The organism is Thalassotalea euphylliae, assembly GCF_003390375.1.
Lineage (GTDB): Bacteria > Pseudomonadota > Gammaproteobacteria > Enterobacterales > Alteromonadaceae > Thalassotalea_F > Thalassotalea_F euphylliae_A.
This window is the reverse complement of sequence record NZ_QUOT01000001.1, coordinates 2,116,386-2,129,062: the sequence shown is the minus strand read 5'-3', so window position 1 is coordinate 2,129,062 and position 12,677 is coordinate 2,116,386. Positions and strand designations below refer to the sequence as shown.

The window sequence follows — 12,677 nt, the reverse complement described above, 5'->3', positions numbered from 1 at the left end:
GTTGAGGCGTTAAAAATTTACTCGGCAAAAGTAAACTTAATGAATAAGTCGACTTAACGAAGTGTGGTGCAAAGCAATATGGTAAAAGTGAGTGTTCAACAACAAGTTCAGGCAAGTCGTCAGCAAGTGCTGGCTGAGCTGTTGGATCATGTGAATTTGTCTCGTTTTTTTGATGCCAAATTTAGCCTAGTGCGTGCTCAGCAAAATGGTGCTGTGGTAGGCGGCATCGGTAGCCAGCGACAAATAAAAATGCTGGGCACTCGCTTTGTCGAAGAAATATTGGCGGCAGATGAAAACGGCGTGAGCTACAAGATTGTCGGTGACTGGCCTGTGAAAAATCATCGCGGTGATATTGTTTTATCTGAAACCAAGCATGGTACGACTGTGGTGGACTATCAAATTGTCTGCCAGGCGCCTTGGTTTATCCCATCGGCTTTATTGCAGTATTTATTAACCAAGGATGTTGCTAAGGCAATGCAAAGGCTCGCTGCCTTATATAACTAAGTTTGGAATGTGTTAATCATGAGTGTTGAATTAATTTTAATAGCCCTAAGCCCTATATTTTTACTGTTTATGGTGGCGGAATATCTTAAATATCGCCATTTCTATGAAGTCAAAGATAGCCTTTCTAATATGGCGTTGGGCGCTAGTTACCAAGTAAGTGATACGCTGATTTTGTTCTTACTGATGCCAGCGTTTATTTGGCTGCATCAATTTAGTTTGTTTGAGATCCCGTTTACCGGCTGGACACTACTGATCGGCTTTATTATTCAAGATTTTCTGTATTACTGGTTCCACCGTGCGTCACATTTTATTCATTGGTTCTGGGTTGCTCATGTCGCCCATCACAGCTCAACCAAACTGAATTTTTCGACGGCATTTCGTCAAAGCGTGCTGTACCCAATCACCGGTATGTGGCTGTTTTGGTTACCGATGATTTTAGTCGGCTTTGAGCCAACTATGGTATTTGCGATTGTCGCCCTTAATTTAGCGTTTCAATTTTTTATTCATACGCAAGCGGTGGGTAAATTGGGCTGGATAGAAAAAGTATTTAACACGCCGTCGCACCACAGGGTTCATCATTCAACGAACCGCGAATACATAGATAAGAATTTCGCCGGCATATTAATTATTTGGGACAAAATGTTTGGCACCTTTATCGAGGAAAAAGACGACGTGCCATGTAAATTTGGCATTGTTGGTGTACTGCCAGGCAATAATCCGATTAAGGCTAATATTGACCAAGGCTTACATATGCTACGCAAATTAAAACAGGCCAAAGGTTGGCAGCAAAAGCGTGCGGCATTATTTGGCTATCCAACTCATGAGTAGGGGCGACTAACGTCTAGCCAAAACTATAATGATGACTCAATTGTGCTTTTAGGTGTTCGAGAAACTGATTGTCGGGTTTATCGGCAATCAGTTGTGCTAATTCAGCACCTATCGGGGTGAGTTTATAGCAGGTTAATGCGCAGCGCTTTTTCTTTGCTTTGATTGCTAGCGGCAAGCCATTGTACTTTAGGTTTAATACACCGCCTGAACTACTTGTTTCTAGTTCTGTTTCTTGGGTAAAGACTAAGTGATGCTCTGCGAGGGTTAACACGTCTCCATAATTGAAACCAAATTGACTTAAACCCACGTGCTGTTCGCGCTTACTATCAAATAAATTCAATAATCCAGGTTGTTGGTAACAGCCCGTGATAATTCGAATATTCTTTTTATTACTGTCGCTAACCGCTAGTGCGCACGCTTTGCCAAATAACTTCGCTTCGTGCAAGCTCATATTTTTAAATGCTTGTAAGGCTTTAAGGGAAAAAGAGCCAGGTTGGCTAATTTCACCGGCGAGAATTTTCGCCCAAAGCTCTTGCATCGCGGGGTTGCTCACACGTTCGGCAAGTTCGATAAAGCTATCAAACCAATCGGCGTCTGTGCGATCTGCGACTTGGTCGCCTGCGCAATAGTGGATCGACTTTTCAACAATCTTTTCCATGTTTTGTTGGCGGCGCAAATGGCTAATGCGAACGCGACGACCACTTCTGTCTTCGATTGGCATTTGCTTATCTGCCGGTTTTAGACTGCCATCGAGGGCAAATAACTTTGCTAAATTAAGCAATTGCACTTGTGCGCTCATTTGGCTGCTTTTTTTACTTTGGCTATTTGGTTGCTCTTGTGTGGTGATTGTTTTGCTCGCGCTTGCTGAGTTGTCGACATCTGCATCGATTACCGCTGGCGTATTGGAAGTTTTTTCATTATTCATGCGATAAGATCACATTCAGTTAAAATTACTATGCTATTGTTTATTCTTAGCTAGATTTATATAACTTTCAAATGCTTATTTTGTTTTACATTTAATCACTTCAGCAGCAGTCAGCTGGTAATCTAGAACTGGTCAGCCATATGTGAGCAGTTTAGCAATTGTTTAGTTGAATATTGTGGACGTGACTTTTATTATGTACTTCACGCAGATAGTGTAATCCAAGTTATTGTCAATAATAATTTCTTAGGACAGATCCTAACCAATGCATTGTTGGTTAGCAGAGGGCAGTATGCAGGCTTCAGAACATACCAATGACGACTTCTTGTTTATTGATGACAGTGAAGACGACCAAATTGTCGATGAAACATGTGGCGAGACATGGAAGGTATTAATCGTAGATGATGATCCTGAGATTCATTCTGTTACGCAATTAGCCCTGTCCGACCTCACCGTATTAGGTCGCCGATTAGAATATCTTCATGCCTATTCAGGTGAAGAAGCAAAAACCATTATTGAGCAAGACCAAGAAATTGTTTTGGTACTTCTTGATGTTGTAATGGAAACCGATGATGCCGGCTTACATGTTGTTAAGCATATTAGAGAGCAGCTTAAGCGCGAAGATATTCGTATTGTACTTCGTACTGGTCAGCCAGGTTACGCGCCTGAAGAAAGTGTTATCAAAGATTACGACATTAACGACTACAAAACTAAAACGGAATTAACTCGCCGTAAATTAGTGACTACCGTTTATGCTGCCATTCGCTCATACCAACAAATAACAGCGGTAAGTCAGGGTCGCGCTGGCCTAGAAAGAATTATTAACGGCGCATCAAACCTCCTTGAAATTCACACCATTCATGAATTTGGTCTGGGTGTATTAACCCAACTGAAATCATTGATTAAAGGCTATGTCAAAGGAACGTTTTGTGCTCGTGGTCATGGCATTATCGATGGTGCAGATGATCTTGGCTTATATATTCTGGCGCAAGAGGGCTGGGAAAAGAGCGCAATCAACGACAAAATTGAGCAAGTGGGTTGTGTGCAGCTAACCGAAGCGGTCAATGCTTGTTTTCAACATAAAGAGCATTTGAAAACGGACGACCATATTGCCTTGTATCTTGGTCATGGTGGTTATCGAGCCGTTATTTATCTTGAGTTGGATTGCCCAATTTCAGATATTGATTTTCAGTTAACGGAAGTGTTCCTGTCGAACGTTGCAATTGCTTACGAAAATGTTCACTTATTCCAAAAATTGCGTAATGCCGCTTATAAAGACTGGCTAACTGAATTACCAAATCGCTTGCAGTTCTTGAATATGCTCGATCAGTTCTCAGCAGATCAGTCGCAAAATACTGTGGCAGCACTTGTTGATATTAATCACTTTAGTGATATCAACGATGGCCTAGGCCAAGATATTGGTAATCAGCTATTACGTGCTGTTGCGCTTAGATTGCATAGCACGGATAAGTCATTGTCGGTGGCTCGCGTTGGTGCTGATGTGTTTGGTTTAGTTGGCTCAGAGGAGCTACTTACGCCTCAGCTATTGGCTGATATCTTCAGTCACCCATTTGAAGCTGGTGAGCAAACCTTACCTATTAATGTTTGTATTGGTTTATGTCGCAAGCGCGATGCAGGTCAAGGCGGTGTTAAGGTATTAAACCAAATTAATATCGCGCTAAACCTTGCCAAGAAAAACCGCGAAAAGAATATTCAGTACTATCAGCAAGAAATGGAAGATCAAACGCTATGGCGTTTGGGTATGATCCGCCAGTTGCGTACCGATTTTTCTGAAAATCGTTTGGCACTTTGGTATCAGCCTCAACTAGATCTAGAAACAGGTAAAGTGATTGGCGCAGAAGCTTTGTTGCGCTGGCGTACTAGCGATGGCAATTTTATTTCGCCAGCGGTGTTTATTCCGTTAGCTGAATACTCAGGTTTGATTTTAGACATAGGCGACTGGGTTGTGCACCAAGCCTGTAAACATATTAAAGCCATTGAAGCTCATGGCTTTAGTGATGTTGGTATTTCTATCAATGTGTCTATTCCACAGTTTAGGCAAGATGACTTTGTCAGCAAGGTAATTGAAGCTACGCGCACTCACCATGTAGAAGCAGCTAAACTTGAGCTGGAAATCACTGAAAATATATTGATGGATGACCCGCAGCTGATAATCGATGCGTTGCAAAAGCTGAAATCAGAAGGGATCAGCATAGCACTTGATGACTTTGGTACCGGCTATTCATCACTGAGCTATTTGCAAAAGCTACCAATCGACCGTCTTAAAGTGGATCGCTCATTTATCAATGATGTGACGGAAGACGGCGACTCATTGCTGGCAGACACCATTATTAACCTAGGCAAGCAACTTGACTTGAAAGTGATTGCCGAAGGTATTGAAAATGCAGAACAAGAAGCGCATTTGGTGGCGCAAGGCTGTGATGAAGTGCAAGGCTTCTACTATGCCAAACCAATGTCCGCAGAAGATTTCTTGGCGTTCTTAAGCAAGCAAGTCTAAGCAAACGATTTTAGTTAAATGATTGAAAACGGGCGCTAATGTAAAGCGCCCGTTTTTCATACAATGATTTTTTCGCACGATGATTTCTTCACACAGTGAACAGACAAATAAAAAGAGCTACCTTAGGTAGCTCTTTTTGATCGCTTTTTTAGCCAGCTTTAAGCTTAAAAGCTTTTTACCACTTTCACAGTGCCGTTTACGCTTGCTGCGTCAACGTAACCAATAGCATTAGGAGTTGAGGCAACAAAGCTTAGTACATCAGCATCTGAGCCTAGTTCTTGTAATGGCTTACCTTTACCAGTGAACAAGCGTTTAGACCAATAGGCTTTTACTTGTGCCGCTGATTTCTTCAATACCAATTTTTCAAACTCAACACGCGCAGCGCTATTTGCTTTGCTGTTCACTGCTTTGATTGATTGGCCGTCAGCGAATGTTTTCAGCTTACCTAAGAATGCACGAGAAATGTCATTATCAGAGATGCTATTTGCATTGGCTGGGTTTACGATAACCGCAACTTCAGCTGAGGCTACCATGCTGGTAGCAAGTGCTACGGCAAGGGTTAAAGGTCGTAATAACTTCATGACTTTTCCTTAAAAAACGGTAACTAGGGCAGTGCGAACTAAGCTTGAGTCTTGATTGATTAAATCATTATCGCGCTTGCTAAATTCAACTTTGAATGAGGCAGAAGGATGGAAATCCCAGCGTGCGCCTAAGGTGTAGTATGATGAGTCTTCGTTACGGAACTCTAAACCTTGGCGAGTAAAGCCAATTAATTGGTCAAGCTCTGGTGATAAGCCAACTGGTAACGTGTCACCAATACCATTGATGGTGTTTTCATCAACGCCATAGGTTAAGTGCACTAACACATCATCAAAGCGGTAACCCGCGGTAACAAACATTGACTCTTCTGTGTCTAGTGGCATGTTATCGTAGTTAATGCGCGTGATTTCAGCGATCAATAAGTAGTTGTTGTAATCAATAACAGCGCCGAATTCGAAGAATTTAGCTTTGTCTTCATTAATAACTAAAGCTTCGGCTACACCGCCAAAACCTTCGATGTTATTCCAAGCAGCTGCCAACTCATCAAATACTGGAATTGGAATAGATAAGTCTGTGGCTAAGTAGGCTGTGCGTAGTGTTAGCCAGTCACGGTTTAAGGTAAATGTACCACCGAAAATTTCGTCGAAGCTTGAGTTAACATCAATGCCTTGAACATTAATATCATCATTGTCTGAGCCGAAGAACACTTGGGCTGTTGTGTCAAATTCGCCAAGCGTAAAGTTATGGCTTAGGCTGACACCATCAAATTTTGATAGTTCAAGGTTGTACACGCCTTCCGGTGGTGTGATCCAAGGGTACGCATAAGAGACATCTAAATAGTCTGAATACATGTAAAGAGGTGCGCGTTGACGACCAGCTAATACACGTGTGTTGTCGTTGATGTCGTAGGCAATGTAGGCCCACTCAAATTCAGCTTCCCAATCGTTTTCACCGCGAGAAATAATTTGTGCCGTTGCACTTAAACCTTCGCCTAAATCCGTAGACGCTTGAAGCGCGAACAATGAGTCTTGTTTAAAATCGACATCATCGTCATAGCCCCATTGGGTATCGCCGCTAGATGCTTGTCCAGCAACAATGTTTGCAAATCCATTGAAGGTGATTTCTGCTTGCGCAGAAGCCAAGGGTAATGCTGCACATATGGCACAGCTCAGTAATGCTTTTCTCATGAGTTACCTTACTTCGTTAGTGTCTGGATTTATGTGAAATTGCTCTTGCCTAGCCTAATCGGACTAGTTTGACGTGAAATTATTGTTGTATTATGCAGGATCAATTGTTGTCACACTGTTAATCACCCGTCACAACTGCGTTATGACGCGCGCAAGATAGTATTTTTATTGAGCGAGGTCAAAGTTTTTCTGTTTTTGTAATAAAACTGTAATATTTGAGGTGAGGGTATTTTTAGTCGGAATAGCAGAGGTTGATCTCTTTGAGAGTAGGCTATATCAAAACCAACACTAAAACCAAGAACAAATAGCCACAGGGTAAAGGAGAGGCAATAAAAAAGCCGACAATGTTGTCGGCTTTATAATCGTTTAATACTTGTTTGTTATAAAGTTTTGATAACCTTAATCGTGTCGTTTACTACACTGGCATCAACATAACCAATCGCATTGGGAGTTGAGGCAACAAAATTAAGTACTTCAGCATCTGAAGCTAGCTCTTGTAATGGCTTACCTTTACCGGTGAATAAACGTTTAGACCAATAGGCTTTTACTTGTGCAGGTGATTTCTTTAATACCATTTTCTCAAATGCTACACGTGTATCACTGTTGGCTTTGGTGTTGACCGCTTCAATGCTTTGACCATCTGAAAACTTCTTTAACTTACCTAAAAAGGCACGTGAAATGTCATTGTCAGAAATGGCATTAGCATTGGCTGGGTTAACAATAATAGCGGTTTCAGCAGCGGCTAAACTGCTAACAGAGACGCATAAACAAAGGGTTAAGGACTTTAACAACTTCATAAATCTTCCTTAAAAAACGGTAACTAGGGCAGTGCGAACTAAATTAGTGTCTTGGTTAATGAGATCGTTATCTCGGCGGCTGTATTCAATTTTCAGCGCCGCAGAGTCATGAAAATCCCAACGAGCACCAAGGGTGTAATATGACGAGTCTTGCTCACGAAAACGGAATGTTTGCTCGGTAACCGCTGATAAGCCGTCCAGTTCAGGGCTAACACCAAATGGTAATCTGTTTACGTTACCGTTAACTTCGTTTTCGTCTTGGCCATAAGTTAAGTGAACTAAAACAGTGTCAAAACGATAGCCCGCGGTGATAAACATTGACTCTTCTGTATCTAATGGCATTTGCTCATAGTCAATATGGGTATATTCACCAATCAGCAACCAATTGTTGTAGTCAATTTGGAAACCTACTTCGGCAAATTTGGCTTGTTCTTCGTCAATGGTTGCTTCGTCGCCGATGGTTTCAAAGCCGGGGATGGTTTGCCATGCCGCGATAAGCTGATCAGCCCCCGGTGCGGGTAAGCTTAAATCGGTTGTTAAGTAAGCCGCACGAACGGTTAACCAATCACGGTTTAGGGTTAAACTACCACCGTAGATCTTGTCAAATTCTGATTCAACTTCAGTACCAAGAATCTCAATTTCGTTTGTTTCTGAACCTAGAAATAATTGAGCAGTACTGTCGAACTCACCCAAGGTAAAGTTATAGCTAGCACTTAGGCCATCATAGGTCGAAAGTTCTAAATCATAAACACCTTCTGGTGGCGTGATCCAAGGGTAAGCATATGACACATCGAGGTAATCAGAGAACATATACATAGGCGCACGTTGGCGACCCAATAAAATACGAGTTTGATCATTTACATCGTAGGCAAGGTAGGCCCATTCAAATTCTGTATCCCAATCGTCTTCGCCACGCGAGATGATCTGCACCGTTGCACTTAGCCCCTCAGCAAGATCGGTTGATGCCTGAATAGCGAATAATGAATCTTGTTTGAAGTCGACGTCATCATCATAACCCCATTGGGTATCGCCGCTAGACGCTTTGCCAGCAACAATGTTGGCAAAGCCGTTAAAGCTAATTTCTGCATGCACGGCAGTAAGCGGTAACGCCATGCCAAGCGAGAGAGCAAGTAGTGTTTTTTTCATATCACAAAATTCCTAAGGTGATGTAATAATGCTGCAGGCCAATATAGGTTTACTTAGCTGTAATCGGCCAACACCTAGTTAACTATAGTTTAGTTTAATTATTAGTCAGTTAATTTGACCCGCATCAAGCGACAGCATGATAGCACGGGTGAAATTAAGCTTCTTTTTGTCGATGTTTGAAGCGCCATTCTACCCCCTGATTTGGTTTATCTGGTATGAGCAGCGACAGTGTTAGTGAACAAGCTGCGAAACCGGCACCGACGAAGAACACCCAGCTTGGGTTAGTCAGCCAAACAATCCCCAATAATGCAGGGATTACCACAGCGGCAATATGATTAATTGAGAAGCTGACGCCAGCACTGGCGGCGATATCTTGTGGCTCGGCAATTTTTTGGAAGTAGGTTTTTATTGCAATGGCTAAGGCAAACAGCAGGTGGTCAACAACATACAAGACGGCAGCAAGATAACCTGTTTCAACTAGCCCGTAGGAAATGAAGAGTAGGATAAGCCCTACATATTCAAATAATAAGGTTTTACGTTCACCCACTTTGCCAATAATTTTGCCTATGGAAGGCGCGAATAACCAATTAAACACGTAGTTAATTAAGAACAAGGCACTGATGTCGGCAACGGAATAGCCAAACTTTTCAACCATTAAAAAGCCTGCAAAGACGACAAAGATCTGCCGACGCGCACCGCTAAAGAAGGTTAAGGCATAAAACAACCAGTATTTCTTTTTCAGTATCAGTTTTTTACTTTGCTCAGTAGGCGCAGAGAATTGCTGAAAACTCATCGCCAACAGTATTGTCATGAGCAAGGCGACAATACCAAATAGGGCGTAGGTAGCTTGATAAGACCAAGTAAAATACTTCATTAATAACCAAACACTACTGAACGCCACCAGTGACGCAGCGGATTTTGCAGATAACAGCTTGCCCATAAAATGTGGGGTATTGTCTTTATCTACCCATTGCAGCGTGAGCGATTGATTGACTGTTTCGAAATAGTGAAAACCGACCGACATAATCACAGTGGTAATATAAAGGCCAAGCGCGCTGGGGAAAAAGCCGGTAATCGCCACACCAACTGCTGTCACGCCAAGTGATAAAAGCGCTAATTTTTGCTCTTTAATAAATAGCAGTAGGTAAACGGCGGTAAAGGCAAGAAACCCAGGGACTTCCCGCAGACTTTGCAATATGCCAATTTCTTTGCCAGTAAAGGCGGCTTTTTCGACAACAAAGTTATTGAGTAAAACCATCCAAACAGAAAATACCAGCGGCATGATAAAGGCCATTGCCAGCAGTAAATTTTGAGGTTGGTGATAACGTTGGATAAAACCTTTCATCATGCGTTGGGCACCGTATGGTAAATAGATAAGCTAGTCGGCTTCAAACATCGAAAAATAATAGCTAATGCACTGCTTATGTAAATAAACAGTTAATGGAAAATGCTAATTTTCTGAATGGCTTGACTGACTTGACGAGGTATCAGCTATACTGCCAAACATATAATACCAATCCGCATAAATAAATGTTCACTCAGCTTGAGATAAAACACTTTAATGCAAGGCGCATGTTTGCTCGTCATAGTTATTCTATTTCAAAAGCATGCAACACCGCAGTAAAGTGTTTTGGCCAAGCCCTTCGGGAGCTTTTCAGCAGCACAATTACAGCACAAAATTTTCTAGATGTAGAGCGACTATATTAGCAAAAATTTTTCTTGTACTTGAACCGCTAAAATAGCTCTGAGTAGACCATATTATTATGCGGATTGGTATTAATACATTGCTAATAGTAATCATTTTATCAGCAATGAAAGTATATTAATCCATCAAAGGTCAATAAGACCTTAACATCTAACTTGTTAGGAAATTTATGAGTTCTTTGGTCAATGTGGTCAGTGCCGCCTCAAATCAACTACGCTTTAAAACCAAGTTTGCTCTGCTGGCGCTGGTTTTTTTTATTCCGCTAATCGCTGCGCTACTGTGGATTGTCGATAGCCAGCGCAATAAAATCGATATACTTGATCAAGAACTTGCTGGTCATCAATTGATTGAACAAATCGTAGGGATTGAGCAGTTAGTTTACTCAAATGCACAGCTTGGCCAAGCCAGAACACAAGTTAACCAACTCACTAAAGCAATTAGCGAATCACCATTGTTAACCCCAGTGCGCAGCAAAGCATCACAGCTGCAAGAGCTGATAGCTAGCCATCAGCTAAGTGATTCAGATACCAGCTTGGCGAATGTTGCGGAAATCTATGAGCTGACACTTTCGCTGCGTGAAAACATTGCAGCGATTACTGGCTTAAGCCGTGAAGGTGATGCAAGTCTTTTCTACCTTTCTGAGCTTGGTCGTATGCGCTTACCGGCCTTGCATGAATACCTTGCTCGCACTAGCTACCTGACACAAAACATCATTACCAACGAAGGCTTTAATGCGCAGTCTTATACCTCTTTGGTGGCGTTAAATAATCGTATTGATGAAATTCAGCATCAATTCGATAAGTCGCAAATGCAACTGGAGCGTGTTGATAAAGCGACAGCGCAAAGTTTAGCTACGCAACTTTCAGCCATTGTTAGCAATATTGATAATTTCCAAAATGCGCTGCAACAACAAGTTATCGATCCTGACTCAATTCAATGGTCACGCGCCGATACTGGACGCGCAGTGCAAGCAGCGTTAGCTGCTGTGGTGGATACCGAAAGTGAGATTAACAAGTTACTCACTGAGCGTTTAAGTGCAGCACTATCAATGCAGATGAACTCGTTAGTAGTGCTTGGTGTTTTGTTGTCTTTAGGTGTCGTGCTAATTGCCGGCTTCTTGTATGTCATTTACTGGTCAATTAAGAGCAATGCTCAGCAATTGCAACACGCCGCGCAAATCATGGGTGATGGTGATTTTTCTCAGCACATAGCAATAGACAGCAAAGATGAATTTGGTGATATCAGTGATAGCTTTTGTCATATGCAAGAAAAAGTAAACGCGCTGTTATTACTGGTGCAAGAGGACATTATTAAGCTAGAACAAGACACCGCGAATATTCGAGAAATGACTGATAGCATGGAGCATCAAGTATCGGATCAACAAACCAATACCCATGGTGTGATTGGTGCAATACACGAGCTTTCGCAGTCGGTTCAGCTAATTGCTGACAATACAGATAGTGCCCGTAACGTAACTCATGCCGCCAGTGATCACGTTAATGGCGGTCAAACGATTATTGCTGAAACTGCTGCTGTGATCGGCCAGATTTCAGAGCAAGTTAATTCAACCTCACAAGTGATTAATACATTGGCCACTAATACCTCTGAAATTGCTCAGTTTGTCAGTGTTATTCGTGAGATTGCTGATCAAACTAACTTATTAGCATTAAACGCAGCAATTGAAGCGGCGCGTGCGGGTGAACAAGGGCGAGGCTTTGCTGTGGTTGCTGATGAAGTCAGAAACTTAGCGGGTAAAACGCAAGATGCGACGGGTGAAATTCAAGACATTATTGAAAAGTTACAACAAGGCACAGAGCAATCGGTACACGCCATGACCCAAGGTGTCGAACGCGCCGAGCAAGGGGTTAAGCAAACTGAGCTTGTTTCAGCATCGTTTAATGATATTACCGAATCAGTGAGCAATATTGTTGATGGTACAGATCAAATATCAGCAGCGGTCACTCAGCAAAATAGTATGTTGGGCCATATCGACAGCAATACTGAGAATATCTCTAAAGGGGCAGATACCATTTTGCAATCTACCCATCGGGCGGCGCAGGCGGTTGGCAGCTTGGCTGAACTAGCCGACGACCTTTCAAAACAATTGGCGCAATTTAAGCTTCGTTAGTCGATTCTATTTGAAATGCGCATGGTTTAGCTATTGCTTGAATACTAAATTATGCGCCCCATATTAATACAAGATATAGCAAATATTCATTGGCATAGTTGGAGTCAATCTGTCAGTGTGTAAGTTTGTTGTACCGCCGATTCTATCTAGGTTTGCTATTTTGAGTGTACAAGTAAACACTCAATTAAAACACCTGTTTAAAAAAGTTGCTTTTCGCATTCTTTCAGGGCAAACTCAGTCGGCTAGCATTACAATTCATAACGATTTAGTTATATCGAGTGTGTTGACCTTTCGAGGTTAAATTATGTTTAGAGCGGCCAAGCAGGTGGCATTAAAGTAGCCCTGAAAGGTCAATACACTCTAATAAGTAATTACAAAAACCAGTCTAACAAGCACCTTAAT

Annotated in this window: 10 protein-coding genes; 4 read left to right on the top strand and 6 right to left on the bottom strand. The window is 42.0% G+C overall.

Features of this window, described 5'->3' with window-relative positions:
• Nucleotides 1–66 precede the first annotated feature (66 nt).
• A complete protein-coding gene (locus tag DXX94_RS09340; RefSeq protein WP_147302263.1) occupies nucleotides 67–504 on the top strand; it encodes an SRPBCC family protein in 438 nt (145 codons plus the stop codon).
• Nucleotides 505–522: 18 nt separating this feature from the next.
• Complete coding sequence (locus tag DXX94_RS09335; RefSeq protein ID WP_116015405.1) at nucleotides 523–1,332, top strand: sterol desaturase family protein; 810 nt, start codon at nucleotides 523–525, stop codon at nucleotides 1,330–1,332.
• Nucleotides 1,333–1,345: 13 nt separating this feature from the next.
• On the opposite strand, the gene DXX94_RS09330 is transcribed toward DXX94_RS09335, so the two are convergent.
• A complete protein-coding gene (locus DXX94_RS09330) occupies nucleotides 1,346–2,257 on the bottom strand; it encodes a TIGR03899 family protein (protein ID WP_116015403.1) in 912 nt (303 codons plus the stop codon).
• A gap of 262 nt (nucleotides 2,258–2,519) precedes the next feature.
• On the opposite strand from DXX94_RS09330, the gene DXX94_RS09325 reads away from it, so the two are divergent.
• Nucleotides 2,520–4,772 (top strand): bifunctional diguanylate cyclase/phosphodiesterase, encoded by a 2,253-nt coding sequence (locus tag DXX94_RS09325; RefSeq protein WP_309545216.1) that lies wholly within the window; start codon nucleotides 2,520–2,522, stop codon nucleotides 4,770–4,772.
• Nucleotides 4,773–4,936: 164 nt separating this feature from the next.
• On the opposite strand, the gene DXX94_RS09320 is transcribed toward DXX94_RS09325, so the two are convergent.
• The 5 genes from DXX94_RS09320 to DXX94_RS09300 form a co-directional block, all read right to left on the bottom strand.
• Nucleotides 4,937–5,353: a substrate-binding domain-containing protein gene (locus DXX94_RS09320; protein WP_116015399.1), complete on the bottom strand. Its 417-nt coding sequence runs from the start codon at nucleotides 5,351–5,353 to the stop codon at nucleotides 4,937–4,939.
• A gap of 9 nt (nucleotides 5,354–5,362) precedes the next feature.
• Entirely contained in the window at nucleotides 5,363–6,499 is a 1,137-nt protein-coding gene (locus DXX94_RS09315) for a porin (RefSeq protein ID WP_116015397.1), read from the bottom strand.
• A 380-nt stretch (nucleotides 6,500–6,879) separates the two neighbouring features.
• Nucleotides 6,880–7,296, bottom strand: coding sequence for a substrate-binding domain-containing protein (locus DXX94_RS09310; RefSeq protein ID WP_116015395.1), 417 nt, complete (start codon nucleotides 7,294–7,296; stop codon nucleotides 6,880–6,882).
• 9 nt (nucleotides 7,297–7,305) lie between these two features.
• Nucleotides 7,306–8,442 carry a porin gene (locus DXX94_RS09305; RefSeq protein ID WP_116015393.1) on the bottom strand — a complete coding sequence of 379 codons (1,137 nt, stop codon included), beginning with the start codon at nucleotides 8,440–8,442 and terminating at the stop codon, nucleotides 7,306–7,308.
• A 154-nt stretch (nucleotides 8,443–8,596) separates the two neighbouring features.
• Nucleotides 8,597–9,790, bottom strand: a complete 1,194-nt coding sequence (locus DXX94_RS09300; protein ID WP_374188831.1) for an MFS transporter — start codon at nucleotides 9,788–9,790, stop codon at nucleotides 8,597–8,599.
• Nucleotides 9,791–10,316: 526 nt separating this feature from the next.
• On the opposite strand from DXX94_RS09300, the gene DXX94_RS19295 reads away from it, so the two are divergent.
• A complete protein-coding gene (locus tag DXX94_RS19295; RefSeq protein ID WP_116015391.1) occupies nucleotides 10,317–12,275 on the top strand; it encodes a methyl-accepting chemotaxis protein in 1,959 nt (652 codons plus the stop codon).
• The last annotated feature ends 402 nt before the right edge of the window (nucleotides 12,276–12,677 follow it).